Origin of the sequence: Variovorax sp. N23, assembly GCF_025486315.1 — a bacterium.
GTDB lineage: Bacteria > Pseudomonadota > Gammaproteobacteria > Burkholderiales > Burkholderiaceae_C > Variovorax.
This window is the reverse complement of record NZ_JAOOPY010000009.1, coordinates 98,072-115,766: the sequence shown is the minus strand read 5'-3', so window position 1 is coordinate 115,766 and position 17,695 is coordinate 98,072. Positions and strand designations below refer to the sequence as shown.

The following is a 17,695-nucleotide window of genomic DNA, read 5'->3' as shown; positions in this document are numbered from 1 at the left end:
GGCGGGCTCACGCCGACGGCGTACTCCCCTCCGCGAATGTCCCCCGGCCTGCGGCCTCCTCCTTGATTTCGCTGCGGGGAGCACGCCATCGACGCGAGCCAGCAGCGCAGCGGTTCATCGGCGGATATCGCACGACGTGCCCCGTGGCCTCGGCACGCGCCCCGAACCATCTCAACGAGGTTGGTACGCTTTATGCACACAGTCTTGTATCCAAGATTCATTGCTTCGTCTTCTCCGTTTCCTCCCACTTTTGGAGCACACCATGAGCCAGATCAATCGCCGCGACTCCCTCAAATCCATCGCCGCCCTCGGCGCCGCCGGCACGCTGGGCGGCTGGAGCGCGCTCGCCAGTGCACAGGCCAAGCCGCTGACCGTCGGCGTCATCTACGTCGGCCCGCGTGACGACTACGGCTACAACCAGGCGCATGCGCAGGCCGCCGCCGAAGTGAAGAAGATGCCCGGCGTGAAGGTGGTCGAGGAAGAGAACGTGCCCGAGACCGCGGCCGTGCAGAAGACCATGACCGGCATGATTTCGCAGGACGGCGCCAAGCTGCTGTTCCCCACGTCCTTCGGCTACTTCGACCCGCACATCCTGGCGCTCGCACCGAAGAACCCCGACGTGCGCTTCTCGCATTGCGGCGGCATGTGGACCGAAGGCAAGCACCCGAAGAACGTCGGCAGCTTCTTCGGCTACATCGACGAGTGCCAGTACCTCAACGGCGTGATCGCCGCGCACATGACGAAGAGCAACAAGATCGCCTTCGTCGCTGCCAAGCCCATTCCGCAGGTGCTGCGCAACATCAACGCCTTCACGCTCGGGGCGCGCTCGGTCAAGCCCGGCATCACCTGCAGCGTGATCTTCACCGGCGACTGGTCGATGCCCGTGAAGGAAGCCGAAGCCACCAACAGCCTGGCCGACCAGGGCTGCGACGTGTTCACGATGCACGTCGACGGGCCGAAGGTCGTCGTCGAGACGGCGGCCAAGCGCGGCAAGATGGTCTGCGGCTACCACGCGAGCCAGGCCAAGCTGGCACCGCAGGCCTACCTCACGGGCGCCGAGTGGAACTGGCTCACCGCGTACAAGACCATCATCGACGCGGCCCAGGCCGGCAAGCCGCACCCCAACTTCCTGCGCGGCGGCCTCAAGGAAGGCTACGTGAAGATGTCCGCCTACGGCCCGGCCGTGACCGACGCCGCCAAGAAGCAGGCCGACGGCATCAAGGCGCAGATGATCGCGGGCACCTTCGACATCTTCAAGGACGGCATCAAGGACAACAAGGGCGCCGTCGTGGTGCCAGCCGGCAAGTCGCTCAAGCAGACCGACCTCGAGCTCGAGAAGATGAACTACCTGGTCGAGGGCGTGTTGGGTTCCATCTAAGGTCACGGCCATGCGCGCCGCGCTGAAGGAAATCGCCCTGCCGGCCTTCGCCATCGCGGCGGCGCTGCTCGTGTTCGGGGTGCTCGTGTGGTTTGCCGGGGTGAGCCCGGTGGACGTGTGGGTCACGCTCTTCAAGGGCGCCTTCGGCGACTGGTTCTCGTGGCAGAACACGCTGCAGCGCGCCGCGCCGCTGATGCTCACTGCGCTGTGCGTGGCCATCCCGGCGCGCGCGGGGCTGGTGATCATCGGCGGCGAAGGCGCGGTGGTGCTGGGCGGGCTGGCCTGCGCCGCCTTGCCTTACGCGATTCCGCTGCCGGGCAACATCGTCGGCACGGTCGCGATCTGCATCGCCGGCGCGGTGGCCGGCGCGCTGTGGATCATGCTGGCGGGGTGGCTGCGGCAGTACCGCGGCATCAACGAAACCATCAGCAGCCTGCTGCTGGCCTACATCGCGATCGGCATCTTCAAGCACCTGGTCGAAGGCGCGCTGCGCGACCCGGCCAGCCTGAACAAGCCGTCGACGCGCTCGCTGCCCGACGGGCTAGGCATCGGCGGCATCGCGGGGTCGGACGTGCACTGGGGGCTGGTGATCGGCATCGTGGCGTGCGTCGGGCTCGGCCTGTGGCTGCGCATCACGGCATCGGGCTTCTCGGTGCGGGTGGTGGGCGGCAATCCGCGCACCGCGCAACTGGTCGGCCTGCCGGCGACACGGCTCATTCTGGCGGCCTGCGGAGTGGGCGGTGCCTGCGCCGGCGTGGCGGGCGCGGTGGAGGTGGCGGCGGTGCACACCAACGCGAACGCCTCGCTCATCGCGGGCTACGGCTACGCGGGCATCCTGGTGTCGTTCATCGCGCGGCACAACCCCATCGCGATCATTCCCGTGGCCATCCTGTTCGGCGGCTTCGGCGCGGCGGGCAGCTTGTTGCAACGGCGGCTCGGCCTGCCCGATGCGTCGGTGCTGGTGCTGCAGGGCATCGCTTTCGTGCTGATCCTCGCGAGCGAAGGTCTGCGGATGGTCGACTGGAAGACGCTGCTGAAGAACCGCATGCCCAAGGCCGTGCAGCCCAAGCTCACCAAGGAAGCCGCATGACCGCTGACCAGTGGATCGCGTTGGTGGCCGGCATCATCGGCGGCGCATTGCGCGTGGGCGCGCCCTTCCTGTTCGTGAGCCTGGGCGAATGCCTCACCGAGAAGTCGGGGCGCATCAACCTCGGCCTCGAAGGCGTGCTGGTGCTGTCGGCCATGGCGGCCTTCGGTGGCGCCTATCTCACCGACTCGGCCTGGCTCGGCGTGCTGATCGGCGCTTGCGCGGGCGCGGCGCTGGCCTTGCTGCACGGCCTGCTGTGCTCGCTAGACCGCGTGAACGACGTGGCGACCGGCATTGCGCTGATGCTGCTGGGCACCGGGCTCGCCTTCTACCTGGGCAAGCCGTTGATCCAGCCGCAGGCGCCGCAACTGCCGGCCATTCCGCTCGGCTTCTGGAGCGACAACACGGTGGTGCAGTCGGCGCTGCAGATCAATGCACTGGTGCCGCTGGGCATCGTGTTGGCGGGCCTCATGGTCTGGGGCTTCGCGCGCACCCGCGCCGGCTTGCTGGTGCGCATGGCGGGCGATTCGGCCAATGCGACGCGGGCGCTCGGCTACTCGGTGTCCGGCATCCGCATCGCGGCGACCACGGCAGGCGGCTTCATCGCGGGCCTCGGTGGTGCGTCGCTCACGCTGTTCTATCCGGGAAGCTGGAACGAAGGCATCTCCAGCGGCCAGGGCCTGATCGCGGTGGCGCTGGTGATCTTCGCGCGCTGGAGCCCGCTGCGCTGCGTGGGCGCGGCCTTTCTCTTCGGCGGCGCGGGCGCCATCGGCCCGGCGTTGCAATCGATTGGTGTCGGCTGGGGCTATCACCTGTTCAACACCGTGCCCTACGTGCTGACGCTGGTCATCCTGGTATTCACCTGCAAGCCGGGCAGTGTCGCCATCGGCAGCCCGGGCGAGCTTTCGTCCACGAGGTAATTCAGCGCCATGTTCATTCCTGTTGCAGTGCTGCAGTCGCTTTTCCTCGCGCAGCACCGGTGGCTTGGTCGAGGTGCGGGCCAGGGGCGGGATCACGCCGACGGCGTACTTCCCTCCGCGAATGTCCCCCGCCGTCAGCCTTCGGCTGCCGGCTCCTCCTTTATTTCGCTGCGGGAAGCACACCATCGGCGGGATCCAGTCGCGCAGGGGTTGATCCGTTCGCACGACGCAGCGCGTCCAGGGCCGAGGGTACTGGGTGTTCCCCGCAGCGAAATCAAGGAGGAGGCCGCAGGCCGGGGGACATTCGCGGAGGGGAATACCCGGTGGCCTCGGCACGCGCCCAGATCGAAATTCCGGCGCCGCGCGCAGACCGAAACCAACTGCAAGGAGACAAGCGAATGAGTGGCTTCGGAGGACTGAACAAATCGGAAAACGGCGTCGTCGTCGGCCTCGTGCAATGCCAACTGCCCGTGGTGCGTACGCCCGAAGAGCTGGCGGCGCAGACAGCACGCATCGTCGAGCTGGTCGGCAAGGCGCGGCGCAACCAGGGGACCATGGACCTCGTCGTGTTCCCCGAATATTCGCTGCACGGCCTGTCGATGGACACATCGCCGGACATCATGTGCACGCTCGATGGGCCGGAGGTCGCGGCCTTTCGCAAGGCCTGCATCGACAACACGATCTGGGGCTGCTTCTCGATCATGGAAGCCAACCCCGGTGGCAACCCGTACAACAGCGGGCTGATCATCGACGACATGGGCGCCATCCGCCTCTACTACCGCAAGATGCATCCGTGGGTGCCAGTCGAGCCCTGGGAGCCGGGCAACCTGGGCATCCCGGTGTGCGACGGCCCCAACGGCAGCAAGCTCGCGCTCATCATCTGCCACGACGGCATGCTGCCCGAGATGGCGCGCGAGGCCGCGTACAAGGGTGCCGAGATCATCATCCGCACGGCGGGATACACCGCACCCATCCGCCACGCCTGGAAGATCACCAACCAGGCCAACGCCTTCTGCAACCTGGCCTACACCGCCAGCGTGTGCATGTGCGGCAGCGACGGCACTTTCGACTCGATGGGCGAAGGCATGTTCTGCAGCTTCGACGGCACGGTGATGGTCGAGGGCGGCGGCCGCGTCGACGAGATCATCACCTGCGAGCTGCGGCCCGACCTGGTGCGCGAAGCCCGCACCGGCTGGGGCGTGGAGAACAACATCTACCAGCTGTATCACCGCGGCTACGTGGCGGTGAAGGGCGGTGCGCAGGACTTTCCGTACACCTACATGCAGGACATGGCGTCGGGCCAGTACAGGCTGCCGTGGAGCGACGACGTGAAGGTGATCGACGGGACATCCTGCGGCTTCACGGCGCCGCTGCGCGCGTACAAAGGCCCCGAGTCGCACCCGCTGGCGCCCCAGGTGCCCAGGACCGTGCCCGACATCCCCGAACAACCCGATTCCTCGCACCGCAAGGCGACCGGTTCATGACGACTGTCCAAGCCCAACCCTACGCCTGGCCCTACAACGGCGACCTGCGCCCGGAGAACACCGCGCTCGTCGTCATCGACATGCAGACCGACTTCTGTGGTCAGGGCGGCTATGTCGACGTGATGGGTTACGACCTGTCGCTGGTGCAGGCGCCGATCGAGCCGATCCGGAAGACGATGGCGCGGATGCGCGCGTTGGGCTTTCACATCCTCCACACGCGCGAAGGCCATCGGCCCGACCTCGCCGACCTGCCGGCCAACAAGCGCTGGCGCTCGCGGCAGATCGGCGCCAACGGGGTGGGCATCGGCGACGACGGGCCGTGCGGGCGCATCCTGGTGCGCGGCGAGCCGGGCTGGGAGATCATTCCCGCGCTGGCACCGCTGCCCGGCGAGGTGGTGATCGACAAGCCGGGCAAGGGATCGTTCTACGCGACCGACCTCGAGCTGATCCTGCGCACGCGCGGCATCGAGAACCTGATCCTCGCCGGCATCACGACCGACGTGTGCGTGCACACGACCATGCGCGACGCCAACGACCGCGGCTTCGAATGCATGCTGTTGAGCGACTGCACGGCCGCGACCGACCACGGAAACCACCTCGCGGCGCTGAAGATGATCACGATGCAGGGCGGTGTGTTCGGCGCGCATGCCGACTCCGAAGCACTGCTGGCCGCATTGGCCTGAGCCTCCTGCAAGGACCGACCTCATGAACGCAGTCGCCACCCCCATCGGTGCCTTGCCCGTCGCCACCGGCGCGCTCGCGCTCGACACCTACCAGCTCACCAAGCGCTTCGGTGCCTTCACCGCGATGGACAGCGTGACCATGCGCGTCGAGCCCGGCACGGTGCATGCGCTGCTCGGCGAGAACGGCGCCGGCAAGAGCACGCTGGTGAAGTGCGTGGCCGGTTTCCAGCGGGCGGAGGAGGGCAGCATCCTGATCGACGGGCGCGAGCAGGACATCGCCAACCCGATCGTCGCGCGCGCGCTGGGCATCGGCATGGTCTACCAGCACTTCACGCTGGCGCCCGGCATGACGGTGGCCGAGAACCTGCTGCTGGCCGGCGGCAAGACACCCGCGCTGATCGACTGGAAGAAGAAGCGCGCCGAGCTGGAGGCCTTTCTTGCGACCACGCCCTTCAGCCTCGACCTCGACGTGACGCCATCCTCGCTCGCGGCTGGCGAGAAGCAGAAGCTGGAACTGCTCAAGCAGCTGTACCTGAAGCCGCGCCTCTTGATCCTCGACGAACCCACGTCGGTGCTGACGCCGCAGGAAGCCGACGAGGTGCTCGGCCACGTGCGCGACTTCGCCAGGAGCGGCATGTGCACCGTGCTCATCATCACGCACAAGTTTCGCGAGGTGATGGCGTACGCCGACAGCGTGACGGTGTTGCGGCGCGGCAAGGCGGTGCACCACTGCCAGGTGGCTGACACGACGCCGGCGTTGCTGGCCGCGGCCATGATGGGCGAGGGCGCGCCGGCGCCTGCCGAAGACGGCGCACCCGTGGCGGCGGTACCGACCGGCCGCGCGCTGCACACGATGAAGGCCGTGGCCGCCGATGCGCCGATCGCGTTGAACGTCGATCGACTGCAGGCCATGGGCGACCGCGGCACGCTTGCCGTGCACGACCTGAGCCTGTCGGTGAAGGCGGGCGAGATCCTCGGCGTGGCCGGTGTTTCGGGCAACGGCCAGCGCGAGCTGGTCGAGGCGCTGGTCGGCCAGCGCGCGCGGCTGTCGGGCCAGGTCACGGTGATGGGACGGCCCTATGCCGCCACCCGCAGCGAGAACCGCGAGCTGAAGGTGCGCAGTCTTCCCGAAGAACCTTTGCGCAATGCCTGCGTGGGTGACTTGAGCGTGGCCGAGAACATGGCCCTGCGCGACTTCGACCAGCCACCGCTCGCGCGCGGCGGCCTGCTGAACTTTCCGACGTGGCGCAGCCGTGCCCGCGAATGGATCGCCGAGTACGGCGTGAAGACGCAGGGCGAGGGCGCGCCGATCCGCAGCCTGTCGGGCGGCAACGTGCAGCGCGCCGTGCTGGCGCGTGAACTGGCGGGCGATATCAACGTGCTGATCGCGGCCAACCCGGTGTTCGGTCTCGACTTCGCAGCGGTTGCTGAGATCCACTCGCGCATCGTGCAGGTGCGGGAGAAGGGTGGAGCGGTGCTGCTGATCAGCGAAGACCTCGATGAACTGCTGGAGCTGTCGGACCGCATCGTCGTGATGAGCGAGGGGCGCGTGGTGTTCGAGACTCCGGCGGCGACGGCGGAGCGGCGTGAGTTGGGGGCGCATATGGGGGGGGGGCATCATTGATGTGTTCTTGCTCGTTCGCGTTGCTTGCGGAGAGCGCCCGGCAGGCGGTGCGGGCGGGGCGACCCCGGTGCGCCGGCCGCTTCGCGGCTTCCCTGCGGTGCTCGCGCCATCGGCTGCGTCGCAGAACTCGCTGCGTTCACTTCGTTCTCTGCGCTCAGACAGCTGCGACGAGTCAGTTCACGAAGCGCGCTGCGCGCGCAGCCGATGGCCCTGCGCGCCTTGGCGGCGCACAAGGGTCGCCCGGCCCGCACCGCCTGCCGGGCTTGGTGGCGCGGGACGATTGCGCTCGCCGGAAAGGGATGCACAACGATCGCGTCCGCGTCGGTGGGTGGTATGTCTTTGGGCGGCTGTTGCGGCTCCGGCGAGCACCGCAGGGGCAGGTGGATCAGGGCCGCGCGTGTTTGAGCGAAGCGAGTTTGCGCGGACCCCGCCTGACACGAGGAGCAGCAGCGAAGCCCGAAGGGCCGGAGACGTCTGCCGCCCAAAGGCATACCGCCCGCCGACGCCCCCCGGCACGTCAAGCAACCGAACGCTGAAAGCAAGACATGCGCATAGCCCAAGCCCAACCCTTCCCCTACGACTTCGACCTGCAGAAGACCGCACTGGTCCTCATCGACATGCAGCGCGACTTCATCGAACCCGGTGGCTTCGGCGAGACCTTGGGCAACGACGTGTCGCTCCTCGAAGCCATCGTGCCGGCAACGAAGAAGGTGCTTCAGTCGTGGCGCGCTGCCGGCGGTCTGGTCGTCCACACACGCGAAGCGCATCAACCCGATCTCTCCGACTGCCCACCCGCCAAGCGCAACCGCGGCAACCCGACATTGCGCATCGGCGACGAAGGCCCGATGGGGCGCATCCTGGTGCGGGGCGAACCCGGCAACCAGATCATCGACGCGCTCGCGCCCATCGCGGGCGAATGGGTCATCGACAAGCCCGGCAAGGGCATGTTCTACGCCACCGGCCTGCACGAGAAACTGCAGGCGCGCGGCATCACGCATCTGCTGTTCGGCGGCGTGACGACCGAGGTGTGCGTGCAGACCAGCATGCGCGAGGCCAACGATCGCGGCTACGACGGCTTGCTGCTCGAGGACTGCACCGAGAGCTACTTCCCCGCCTTCAAGGTCGCGGCCATCGAGATGATCCACGCCCAGGGCGCCATCGTCGGTTGGACGGCGCCAAGCGCGCATCTACTGGCGGCGCTCAAGGACTAACATCGACCCCGTGTCCGCTCTCGCTCCCACCTTTACCCCCGAACCCGACGTTGCCGTGTTTCGCACGCGTGCCGACGAGGTCTATGCGCAGCTCAAGCGCGACATCTCCGAATTCAAGCTCGTCCCCGGCGACCGCTTCACCGAGAACGAGATCAGCGAGCGCCTCGGCGTCTCGCGCACGCCGGTGCGCCAAGCGCTGTTCCGGCTGCAGCAGGAAGGCTTCGTCGAAGTGCTGTTTCGCAGCGGCTGGCGTGTGTTGCCCTTCGACTTCGACCAGTTCGAGCAGTTCTATGACCTGCGCATGATCCTGGAGACGACGGCCGTGCACCGCCTCTGCGAAACCGACCGCCACGTCGACCGCGGCATGCTCGACGCACTTGCTGGCATCTGGCTCGTGCCGGCCGCGCAGCGCAGCAGCGACACGGTGCAGGTCGGCCTGTGGGACGAGGACTTTCACTGCGCCTTGGTGGCCGCGGCCGGCAATGCCGAGATGGCCCGCGTGCACCGCGACGTGACCGACCGCATCCGCATCATCCGCCGGCTCGACTTCACCAAGCAGCCGCGCATCGACGCGACCTACGACGAGCACGCCAAGATATTGAAAGCCGTGCGCGCCAATCGTGGCGACCAAGCCGCGATGCTGCTGCGCGCGCACATCGAGACCAGTCAGGCCGAGGTGCGCAAGATCACGCTGCACCAAGTGCACCTCGCGCGTCGTAGCGGACAAGTCAGCAGCCGGTAACCGCAGCCGGCAATCACCCACGGGAAAGTGCGGGCTTCCTGGGGGTGTCACAGAGTGTTTTTCTAATGGGCGACGGCGCCCCGCATGACGCGGAGCCCGCCGGCCAGCGATGGGCCATGTGCCCTCGTCGCGTCGGCGATCCCTCATCCTCGAAGAGATCCTCTCCATGAAAAAGACCCTCATCGCCGTTGCGGCACTGACCGCCGCCGCGGGCGCATTCGCCCAGTCCACCGTCACCCTCTTCGGTGTGCTCGATACGTCCGTGGCCCACATCTCCAGCGGCAGCAGCAAGGTGACCGGCCTCTCCAACGGCGGTCTGTCCAGCAGCCGCCTGGGCTTCCGCGGCACGGAAGACCTCGGCGGCGGTCTCGCGGCCGGTTTCTGGCTCGAGGGCGGCCTCGCCGTCGATAACGGCAACAGCAGCGGCTATGCCTTCGAGCGCCGCTCCACCGTGAGCCTGTCGAGCAACACCTTCGGCGAACTGCGCCTGGGCCGCGACAAGGTGCCCGCGTACCTGAACATCGAGACCTTCGACCCCTTCGGCGATACCGGCGTCGGCGGCGTGAACGGCTCCAACCTCGTCGGCAGCGCCAGCGGGGCCGTCGGCACGGCCGAAGGCAGCGGCCCCAAGCGCGCGAGCAACGGCATCAACTACCTGCTGCCGGCCAAGCTCGGCGGCTTCTACGGCCAGGTGCAGTACGCCTTCGGCGAGCAGGTCGACACCCCAGCCATCACCAACGAGTCGCTGCGCGACAGCGCGGGCTTCCGCATCGGTTACGCCGCCGGCGCGCTGAACGTGGCGCTGGGCTATGGCCAGGTGCGCGGCGGCACCACGACGGCCGATGTCGACTACCGCGCCACCAACATCGGCGCGTCGTACAACTTCGGCTTCGTCAAGCCGATGGTGCTGATCGCCACCGAGCGCGGCAACGGCCGCAAGGTCGAGCTGTACGAGGTCGGTGCGACCGTGCCCGTGGGCGTCGGCGAAATCCGTGCGGCCTACAGCATGTACAAGCGCAAGGACATCTCGGATGCGGACTCCAACCGCTTCGCGCTGGGCTACGGCTACAACCTGTCCAAGCGCACGCAGCTCTACGCGACGGTCGCACGGGTCGACAACGACGACCGCGCCAACCGCGGCCTCACCGTGTCGTCGTCCTCGCTGGCCAGCCCGACCATCGCGGCGGGCCGCAACGTGACGGGCTACGAGTTCGGCGTTCGCCACAGCTTCTGATCGCGGCAGCGCGGCGGGTCATGCGGGCGGCGGGGCATCCGCCCGCCCGGGCGACTCGCCCACCTGCGCGAGCAGCCAGGCCCGGAAGATCTGCAGCGCCTTCATCTGCGCGGCCCCTTCCGGGTACACGAGGTAGTAGCCCTTGCTGTAGCGCCAGCTGCGCGTCGACAGGCGTTGCAGCCGCCCCGCCTCCACCATGTCGTCGCCCATGTAGGGCGGCAGCAGCGCCACGCCCATGCCGGCGACCGAGGCGTTGAGCGCCATCGACATGATCTCGTAGCGCGGCCCCTCGCGGCCCGCTTCGCCGGCGATGCCTTCGCGCCGGAACCATTCCTCCCACGCACCCGGCAGTGTCTGGTGATGGATGAGCGACGCGCGCGGCGTTTCTGCCGTCACCGCATCGCCATGCACCGCCGTCCACGACGGTGCCGCGTAGGGTGACAGCACCAGTGGCACCACGAAATCGCTGCGCAGGCCCGGCCGCTGGCCGTCGCTGAATTCGAGCGACGCGTCGACCGGTGTCGTGCCGAAGTCCACCGGCCCCACGCGCGTGCCGAGGTTCAAGGTGATCTCGCCATGCGCCCGCGTGAAGGCGGGCAGGCGCGGGATGAGCCAGTAGGTGCCCACCGAGGCGCCGACCGACAGCGACAGCGCACCGCCGTGGCCCTTCAGCGCCATGACGTTGACGGTCGCGCGCTCGAGCCGCTGCAACAGCGGTGCGATCTCGCCCAGGTAGTAGCGCCCGGCATCGGTCAGCGCCAGCGCTTCGCGCCGCCGCGTGAAGAGCTTGACGCCCAGCCGGTCTTCCAGCGACTGCAGCTGCCGGCTCACGGCGCCCTGCGTCAGGTGCAGTTCGTGCGCCGCCGCCGTGAAGGAGCGCAGCCGGGCGCTGGCCTCGAGGCACAGCAGGGACATGGTGGAGGGTGCACGGAACATGGTCGGTTCATGAGGAAAGCACACGTTCGGTGCGCGGAAAGCGAGATTTCATGCGGATGCGCCGCAATGAGGCATGAGCACAGTGCATGCCAGACGCAGAAAACGTGGTTTGTCGGCGTGCGCGGCCCCACGGATCATTCGCGCCGTTTCCCGGGATTTCCCTCCGTGTTTGCACCGATGAAAGCGTGAACAGATGACCTCGTACCGCCCCTCGCGCCGCACCCTGCTCCAACTGGGGTCGGCGGCCGTCCTGACCGCACCCCTGCTGGCCCGCGCCACCTGGCCCGACCGGCCGATCCGCCTCGTGGTGCCGTCCGCCGCGGGCGGTTCGCCCGATGCCATCTGCCGCGTGCTGACGCCGGAGCTGGGCCGCGCGCTGAACCAGTCCTTCGTGATCGACAACAAGCCCGGCGCCAGCGGCAACATCGGCATGAACGATGTCGTGCGCGCCGCGGCCGACGGCTACACCCTGGGCTATGCCAACGTCGTCACGCTCGCCATCAACAAGGCGCTGTTCAGCAAGCTGCCCTACGACCCCGACAAGCAGTTGGCGCCCGTCGCGCTACTCGGCTACGTGCAGAACGCCCTGGTGGTGCGCAAGGACCTGCCGGTCAATTCCATGAAGGAGCTGATCGCGCTCGCGAAGTCGAAGCCCGGCGCGCTCAGCATGGGCTCGGCCGGCAGCGGCACCACCGGCCACCTGAGCGGCGAGCTGTTCAAGAGCCTGACCGGCACGGCCATCGTGCACATCCCGTACCGCGGCAGCCCGCAGGCGATCCAGGACCTGATGGGCGGGCAGGTCGACCTGATGTTCGACAACCTGAGCTCGATCGCACCGCACATCCGGGCCGGCCGCTTGCGGGTGCTGGCGGTGACGGGCGCGACGCGCAGCCCGCTGTTCCCGGCCATCCCCACGGTCGCCGAATCCGGCCTGCCCGGCTACGACGTGGTGGCCTGGGGCGGCATCGTGGCGCCGGTGGGCACGCCGTCGGCCATCGTCCAGCAGATCAATACGGCCATCAACGCCGTGCTGGCGATGCCGGCCATGCAGGAAAAGTACGCCGCGCTCGGCTTCGAGACGACCATCGGCCCGCCGGAGCGCCTGTCGGAACGCGCGCGCCGCGAAACGCCGATGTGGGCCGACGTGGTGAAGCGCTCCGGCGCGCAGGTCGATTGAGCGCCGCATGTTCGACCTGATCATCGAAGGCGGCACGGTCATCGACGGCACCGGCGCGCCACGCGTGCGCGCCGACCTCGGGATTCTCGCGGGCCGCATCGCGCGCATCGGCGACCTGGCCGACGTGCCCGCCCACGCGCGCTTCGACGCGCGCGCGCGCATCGTCGCGCCGGGCTTCATCGACGTGCATACGCACGACGACCGCCTGCTGCTCGACGCGCCCGTCGGCGCGCATCCCAAGCTGTCGCAGGGCGTGACCACGGTGGTCACCGGCAATTGCGGCATCAGCCTCGCGCCGCTGCGCAGGGCAACGCCGCCACCCGCGCCGCTCGACCTGCTGGGCGACGACGTCTGGCGCTACGACCGCTTCGGCGATTACCTCGATGCGCTGGAGCAATCGGGCCCCGCCGTGAACGCGGCCTGCCTGGTCGGCCATTCGACGCTGCGCGTGCGCCGCATGGCGCGCCTGGACCGCGCGGCGACGCCCGACGAGGCGCAGGCCATGGCGGCCGATCTGGCCGAGGCGATGGCGGCGGGGGCGCTCGGCCTGTCCACCGGCCTCTACTACCCGACGGCGACCGCGGCGACGGCGGAGGAAGTCATCGCTGTCGGCGCACCGCTGACCGCGGCCGGCGGCCTCGTCACCATGCACATCCGCGACGAGGGCGACGCCATCGACACGGCCTTGCGCGAGGCGCTGCACATCGGTCGCACGCTCGGCATCGACACCGTGCTGTCGCACCACAAGCTGATCGGTCGCAACAACCATGGGCGTTCGGCCGAGACGCTGGCGCTGATCGAGCATGCGTCGCAAGGGCAGGGCGTGTGCTTCGACTGCTACCCCTACAACGCGTCGTCGACCATCCTGCTGGCCTCGCGCGTGCGGCAGTCCGACGACGTGCGCGTCACCTGGTCGAAGGCCGACCCGTCGGCGGCGGGCCAGTCGCTCTTCGCACTGGCCAAGGCACGCGGCGTGGCGCCGGAGGCACTGGCCGACATGCTGCAGCCGGCCGGCGCGGTGTACTTCGCGATGAGCGAAGACGACGTCAGCCGCATCCTTGCGCACCCGATGGCCATGGTCGGCTCCGACGGACTCGCGCACGACGTGAGCCCGCATCCGCGCCTGTGGGGCACCTTCCCGCGCGTGCTCGGGCATTACGCGCGCGATCGCCGCCTGTTCTCGCTGGAGATGGCCGTGCACAAGATGACCGGCCTGAGCGCGCGTCGCTTCGGCCTCGCCGGTCGAGGCGTGCTGGCGGTCGGCCACCACGCCGACGTGGTGGTGTTCGACGCGCAGCGCGTGGCCGACCGCGCCACCTACGCGCTGCCCACCGAGGTCAGCACCGGCATCGATGCGGTGTACGTGAACGGCCGCCTGGCCTGCCGCGACGGCGCGACGCAGGACGTGCACGCGGGGCGCGTGCTGCGCCGCGGCGGGACGGCATGAAGCACGGCGCGCTCGCTCAGTCGAGCGCCGCGAGCCGTTCGCGCAGGAACTCCGCGAAGGCATAGGCGATCACCGGCAGCTGCCGGCCGCGCAGGCTGGCCAGCACGAGTTCGCCGCGCGGAAAGCCGCGGTCGTCGATCTCGCGCGCGACGATGTCGGGCTCGTTGAGCACGGTGCCGATCGCCATCTGGAAGGAAATCGACGCGCGGTCGTCCAGGCAGCCGCGCAGGAACTCGAAGCTGTTGCTCTCGACCATCGGCTGGAAGCGGATCGAGCTGCGCGCGAGAAAGCGCTCCAGCAATTGCCGCCCGCCCGTGTCGCGGTTCGGCAGCACCACCGGGTAGTCCACGCACTGGCGCAGCCGCAGGCCCGGTGTGCGCGCCAGCGGGTGCTTCGCATGCATGACGGCCATGAGCTTCTGCTCGACCACATCGATGCGTTCGATGTCGGATTCGGGCGCCAGGTTGAAGACCAGCGCGAGTTCGGTCTCCAGGTTGCGCAGCGCGTCGGCCGCCTGCACGTGGTCGCCGATGCGTGCCTCGAACGCCACCAGCGGATGGGTCTTGCGGAACGCCGCGATGGCCGCGGGCAGGAAGCGCGGCGCCAGCGCCTGGCTGGCCACCAGCCGGACGCGACCGCGGCGCAGGCTCTGCAGCTCCTCGATCTCGGAGCGCACCCGGTCGAGCTCGGCGCCGCGGTCGCGGATGTAGCGCACGAACAGCTCACCCGCCGCGGTCAGGCGCATGCCGCGCGGCAGGCGCTCGAAGATCGGCGTGCCGAGTTCTTCCTCGATGTCCTGGATGCGGCGGTTGACCGCCGAGGGCGCCACATGCAGCCGTTCGGCCGCCTGGCGGATCGAGCCGATGCGGGCCACTTCGTCGACGTAGCGCAGCAGGCGCAGATGGTTCATGCGGACGGATATTGCAACGATCGTGCCGCGCGTAATGTTGCCCTTTCGGCAACGGTCATGACGCGATAAAGCGTCAAAGCGGCGCGCTATCTGGCACGTCGGGTGCATGGCATCCGGCATGAAAGCCCCCTCGCGCTCCCCACGCCCCAAGTTGGCGCCGACGACGCCCGACAGCGCGGCATCCTTCGGCCCGGCGGTGCACAACACATGGCAATTGAAGGGCGAGCAGGGCGACCCGCGCGTCAGCCTCGTGCGCAAGGCGCGCCAGCCGCGACCGTTGACCCTTGCCGACGCAGCGCCGCAGCCCGTGGAGATCGACCTCGCACGCACGGCGCTGATCGTGGTCGACATGCAGAACGACTTCTGCCACCCCGAGGGCTGGTTCGCGCAGAAGGGCCTCGGCACCAAGGCGGCGCGCAAGCCGATCCCGGTGCTGCAGACGCTGCTGCCGGCCTGGCGCCAGGCCGGCGGCGCGCTGGTGTGGCTCAACTGGGGCATCCGCGCGGATCGGGCGAACCTCTCGCCCACCATCCAGTTCAAGGGCAAGCGCACGGCCGATGGCGTGGGCTATGCCGAAGCGTCACCCATCGACCACGGCCCGTCGCTGGTGCAGGGCAGCTGGGGCGCGCAGGTGATCGACGAGCTCACCGTCGCGCCCGGCGACCTCACGGTCCACAAGCACCGGCTCTCGGGCTTCTGGGACAACGAACTCGACAGCGTGCTGCGCAACCAGGGCATCACCACGCTGCTCTTCGCCGGCATCAACACCGACCGCTGCGTGTTCTCGACGCTGCAGGACGGCGCCTTTCTCGGCTACGACTGTGTGCTGCTGCAGGACGCCTGCAGCACACCGTCGCCTGCCTACGTCAGCAAGGGCGTGCTCTACATCGTGCAGCTGCTGCACGGCTTCGTGGCGAGCGCGGCGTCGCTGATGCGCGCGCTGCCTTCGTCGCCATCCCGTTCCCGTTCGTCTTCATCCCCACCCCAGGAGTCCTGAACCATGACATTCCTTTCCTCCCGCCTGCTGTCGGCCTGCGGTCTCGCGCTGGCGCTGGCCGCCACCACGGCATCGGCCCAGGTGCCGATCAAGCTGGTGCTCAACTGGAAGTACGAAGGCGCGCAGGCCTGGTTCTTCCTGGCGCAGGACAAGGGCTACTTCAAGGCCGAAGGCCTGGACGTCACCATCGACCAGGGCGAAGGCTCGGCGGCCTCCATCCCGAAGGTCGCGGCCGGTGCCTACCAGGCCGGCTTCGGCGACATGAATGCGCTGATCGACCTGGCGTCGAAGCGCCCGGCCGATGCGCCGGTGGGCGTGTACATGCTCTACAACACGCCGCCCTTCGCGCTGGTGGTCAAGAGCGACAGCCCCATCAAGACGCCGAAGGACCTCGAAGGCAAGACCGTCGGCGGCCCGGCCAACGACGGCGCGCTGAAGCTGTTCCCGGCCTTCGCCAAGATCGCGAAGATCGACGCGAGCAAGGTGACCATCACCAACATGGCGCCCAACCTGCGCGAGCAGATGCTGGTGCGCGGCCAGATCGACGCCGGCTTCGGCTACGTGACGACCGTGAGCCTCGCCGCCAAGGGCATGGGCCTGGACCCGGCGAAGGACCTGCGCTTCATCCGCTACGGCGACCACGGCATGGACCTGTACTCCAACACCGTGTTCTTCGCGCGCAGCTTCGTCAAGGAGAACCCGAAGGCAGTCCAGGGCTTCGTGAAGGCGCTCAACCGTGCCGTCAAGGAAGTCATCGCGAATCCCGAGGCCGGCATGGACGCCGTCATGAAGCGCGAACCGTTGCTGAAGCGCGAGGTCGAGAAGGAGAAGCTGCTCGCCACGCTCAAGAACGACATGAGCCACCCCGAGATCGCCCGCATCGGCCTGGGCGATGTCGATGACGCCCGCCTGACGAAGAACATCGCCATCGTCGTCGAGGCCAACCAGTTGCCGCGCGCGCCCGAGACCAAGGAAGTGTTCGACCGCAGCTTCCTGCCGGCGCGTGCCGACCGGCCTTCCACCACCAGCGCGCCCTGATCCCCCACACCCGCTACACGAGAGACTTTCCATGGACCTGCAACTCAAAGACAAGGTGACGCTGATCACCGGCCCGGCCAAGGGCATGGGCGCCGCGATCACGCTGGCCTTCGCGCGCGAAGGCGCCAGGCTGGTGCTCGCCGGGCGCGACACCGCCGCGATCGAACCGGTCGCCACCGAAGCGCGCGTGCTCGGCGTCGAGGTGATCGTCGTGCCCTGCGACCTCACGCAGCCGCTTCAGACCGAGGCGCTCGCCGTGCGCGCCCTCGAGGCCTTCGGCCGCATCGACGTGCTGGTGAACGTGGCCGGCGGCTCCGGTCCGATCGGCAAGACCGGCTGGGAAACCACCGCCGAGGAATTCAACGAGATCGTGCAGCTCAACATGACCGGCTGCTTCAACACCATCCACGCCGTGCTGCCGTCGATGATCGAACGCAGGAGCGGCAAGATCGTGAACGTCGGCGGCACCTTCGGCCTGCGCGGTCGGGCCGGGCGCACGGCCTACTCGGCCTCCAAGTGGGGCCTGCGCGGCATCACCAAGAGCTTCGCGCTCGAGGCCGGCCCCTACAACATCAACGTGAACAACGTGGCGCCCGGCATGGTCGACGGCCCGCGCTTCCGCGAGAAGGTGTGCGCCAACATGGCGCAGAAGCTGGGCATCACGCTCGAAGAGGCGATGACGCGCCACGCCGCGGACTACGCGCTCAAGCGCGTGTCGACCGACACCGACGTGGCCAACGCCTGCCTGTTCATGGCGAGCGAGGTCTCCAGGCAGATCACCGGCGTCGACCTGCCCGTCGACGGCGGCTGGGCAGCACTGTAAGGAG

At 68.5% G+C, this 17,695-nt stretch carries 16 protein-coding genes; 14 read left to right on the top strand and 2 right to left on the bottom strand.

All coding sequences use genetic code 11. The features are described from left to right. The first annotated feature begins 262 nt into the window (after positions 1–262). The 9 genes from N8A90_RS15425 (at position 263) to N8A90_RS15385 (ending at position 10,363) form a co-directional block, all read left to right on the top strand. Positions 263–1,378: a BMP family ABC transporter substrate-binding protein gene (locus N8A90_RS15425; protein WP_262075823.1), complete on the top strand. Its 1,116-nt coding sequence runs from the start codon at positions 263–265 to the stop codon at positions 1,376–1,378. Between the two features lie 10 nt (positions 1,379–1,388). After that, positions 1,389–2,468 carry an ABC transporter permease gene (locus N8A90_RS15420; protein ID WP_262075822.1) on the top strand — a complete coding sequence of 360 codons (1,080 nt, stop codon included), beginning with the start codon at positions 1,389–1,391 and terminating at the stop codon, positions 2,466–2,468. After that, complete coding sequence (locus N8A90_RS15415) at positions 2,465–3,385, top strand: ABC transporter permease (protein ID WP_262075821.1); 921 nt, start codon at positions 2,465–2,467, stop codon at positions 3,383–3,385. Before N8A90_RS15420 ends, N8A90_RS15415 begins: the two co-directional genes overlap by 4 nt. A 398-nt stretch (positions 3,386–3,783) precedes the next feature. Then, complete coding sequence (locus tag N8A90_RS15410; RefSeq protein WP_262075820.1) at positions 3,784–4,869, top strand: formamidase; 1,086 nt, start codon at positions 3,784–3,786, stop codon at positions 4,867–4,869. Next, positions 4,866–5,552: a cysteine hydrolase family protein gene (locus tag N8A90_RS15405; protein ID WP_262075819.1), complete on the top strand. Its 687-nt coding sequence runs from the start codon at positions 4,866–4,868 to the stop codon at positions 5,550–5,552. Before N8A90_RS15410 ends, N8A90_RS15405 begins: the two co-directional genes overlap by 4 nt. A 22-nt stretch (positions 5,553–5,574) precedes the next feature. After that, positions 5,575–7,176: an ABC transporter ATP-binding protein gene (locus N8A90_RS15400; protein ID WP_262075818.1), complete on the top strand. Its 1,602-nt coding sequence runs from the start codon at positions 5,575–5,577 to the stop codon at positions 7,174–7,176. A 545-nt stretch (positions 7,177–7,721) separates the two neighbouring features. Continuing rightward, entirely contained in the window at positions 7,722–8,387 is a 666-nt protein-coding gene (locus tag N8A90_RS15395; RefSeq protein ID WP_262075817.1) for a cysteine hydrolase family protein, read from the top strand. A gap of 10 nt (positions 8,388–8,397) precedes the next feature. Further along, positions 8,398–9,129, top strand: coding sequence for a GntR family transcriptional regulator (locus N8A90_RS15390; RefSeq protein WP_262075816.1), 732 nt, complete (start codon positions 8,398–8,400; stop codon positions 9,127–9,129). Between the two features lie 166 nt (positions 9,130–9,295). Next, positions 9,296–10,363, top strand: coding sequence for a porin (locus N8A90_RS15385; protein ID WP_262075815.1), 1,068 nt, complete (start codon positions 9,296–9,298; stop codon positions 10,361–10,363). A gap of 18 nt (positions 10,364–10,381) precedes the next feature. On the opposite strand, the gene N8A90_RS15380 is transcribed toward N8A90_RS15385, so the two are convergent. Then, complete coding sequence (locus N8A90_RS15380; protein ID WP_262075814.1) at positions 10,382–11,299, bottom strand: LysR substrate-binding domain-containing protein; 918 nt, start codon at positions 11,297–11,299, stop codon at positions 10,382–10,384. A 193-nt stretch (positions 11,300–11,492) separates the two neighbouring features. On the opposite strand from N8A90_RS15380, the gene N8A90_RS15375 reads away from it, so the two are divergent. Continuing rightward, the gene (locus tag N8A90_RS15375) at positions 11,493–12,476 is read left to right on the top strand and encodes a Bug family tripartite tricarboxylate transporter substrate binding protein (RefSeq protein WP_262075813.1); all 984 of its coding nucleotides are present in this window, start codon (positions 11,493–11,495) and stop codon (positions 12,474–12,476) included. Positions 12,477–12,483: 7 nt separating this feature from the next. Beyond that, complete coding sequence (locus tag N8A90_RS15370) at positions 12,484–13,923, top strand: N-acyl-D-amino-acid deacylase family protein (RefSeq protein WP_262075812.1); 1,440 nt, start codon at positions 12,484–12,486, stop codon at positions 13,921–13,923. Positions 13,924–13,939: 16 nt separating this feature from the next. Here the strand turns inward: N8A90_RS15370 and N8A90_RS15365 are convergent, their stop codons facing one another. Then, positions 13,940–14,833: a LysR family transcriptional regulator gene (locus N8A90_RS15365; RefSeq protein ID WP_262075811.1), complete on the bottom strand. Its 894-nt coding sequence runs from the start codon at positions 14,831–14,833 to the stop codon at positions 13,940–13,942. 118 nt (positions 14,834–14,951) lie between these two features. Here N8A90_RS15365 and N8A90_RS15360 point away from each other — a divergent pair, with 118 nt between their 5' ends. From N8A90_RS15360 to N8A90_RS15350, 3 genes are read left to right on the top strand one after another with little or no spacing between them, the layout of a single operon-like run. Continuing rightward, positions 14,952–15,830 (top strand): cysteine hydrolase family protein, encoded by an 879-nt coding sequence (locus N8A90_RS15360; protein WP_262075810.1) that lies wholly within the window; start codon positions 14,952–14,954, stop codon positions 15,828–15,830. 3 nt (positions 15,831–15,833) lie between these two features. Continuing rightward, positions 15,834–16,868 (top strand): ABC transporter substrate-binding protein, encoded by a 1,035-nt coding sequence (locus N8A90_RS15355; protein WP_262075808.1) that lies wholly within the window; start codon positions 15,834–15,836, stop codon positions 16,866–16,868. 31 nt (positions 16,869–16,899) lie between these two features. Next, entirely contained in the window at positions 16,900–17,691 is a 792-nt protein-coding gene (locus N8A90_RS15350; RefSeq protein WP_262075807.1) for an SDR family NAD(P)-dependent oxidoreductase, read from the top strand. The last annotated feature ends 4 nt before the right edge of the window (positions 17,692–17,695 follow it).

What these genes read in the sequence shown, in the direction of transcription:
- N8A90_RS15375 (WP_262075813.1), top strand. Translation starts at nt 11,493, where the DNA reads ATGACCTCGTACCGCCCCTCGCGCCGCACCCTGCTCCAACTGGGGTCG.
- N8A90_RS15355 (WP_262075808.1), top strand. Translation starts at nt 15,834, where the DNA reads ATGACATTCCTTTCCTCCCGCCTGCTGTCGGCCTGCGGTCTCGCGCTG.
- N8A90_RS15385 (WP_262075815.1), top strand. Translation starts at nt 9,296, where the DNA reads ATGAAAAAGACCCTCATCGCCGTTGCGGCACTGACCGCCGCCGCGGGC.
- N8A90_RS15405 (WP_262075819.1), top strand. Translation starts at nt 4,866, where the DNA reads ATGACGACTGTCCAAGCCCAACCCTACGCCTGGCCCTACAACGGCGAC.
- N8A90_RS15410 (WP_262075820.1), top strand. Translation starts at nt 3,784, where the DNA reads ATGAGTGGCTTCGGAGGACTGAACAAATCGGAAAACGGCGTCGTCGTC.
- N8A90_RS15425 (WP_262075823.1), top strand. Translation starts at nt 263, where the DNA reads ATGAGCCAGATCAATCGCCGCGACTCCCTCAAATCCATCGCCGCCCTC.
- N8A90_RS15395 (WP_262075817.1), top strand. Translation starts at nt 7,722, where the DNA reads ATGCGCATAGCCCAAGCCCAACCCTTCCCCTACGACTTCGACCTGCAG.
- N8A90_RS15365 (WP_262075811.1), bottom strand. Translation starts at nt 14,833, where the DNA reads ATGAACCATCTGCGCCTGCTGCGCTACGTCGACGAAGTGGCCCGCATC.
- N8A90_RS15380 (WP_262075814.1), bottom strand. Translation starts at nt 11,299, where the DNA reads ATGTTCCGTGCACCCTCCACCATGTCCCTGCTGTGCCTCGAGGCCAGC.
- N8A90_RS15350 (WP_262075807.1), top strand. Translation starts at nt 16,900, where the DNA reads ATGGACCTGCAACTCAAAGACAAGGTGACGCTGATCACCGGCCCGGCC.
- N8A90_RS15370 (WP_262075812.1), top strand. Translation starts at nt 12,484, where the DNA reads ATGTTCGACCTGATCATCGAAGGCGGCACGGTCATCGACGGCACCGGC.
- N8A90_RS15360 (WP_262075810.1), top strand. Translation starts at nt 14,952, where the DNA reads ATGAAAGCCCCCTCGCGCTCCCCACGCCCCAAGTTGGCGCCGACGACG.
- N8A90_RS15420 (WP_262075822.1), top strand. Translation starts at nt 1,389, where the DNA reads ATGCGCGCCGCGCTGAAGGAAATCGCCCTGCCGGCCTTCGCCATCGCG.
- N8A90_RS15400 (WP_262075818.1), top strand. Translation starts at nt 5,575, where the DNA reads ATGAACGCAGTCGCCACCCCCATCGGTGCCTTGCCCGTCGCCACCGGC.
- N8A90_RS15415 (WP_262075821.1), top strand. Translation starts at nt 2,465, where the DNA reads ATGACCGCTGACCAGTGGATCGCGTTGGTGGCCGGCATCATCGGCGGC.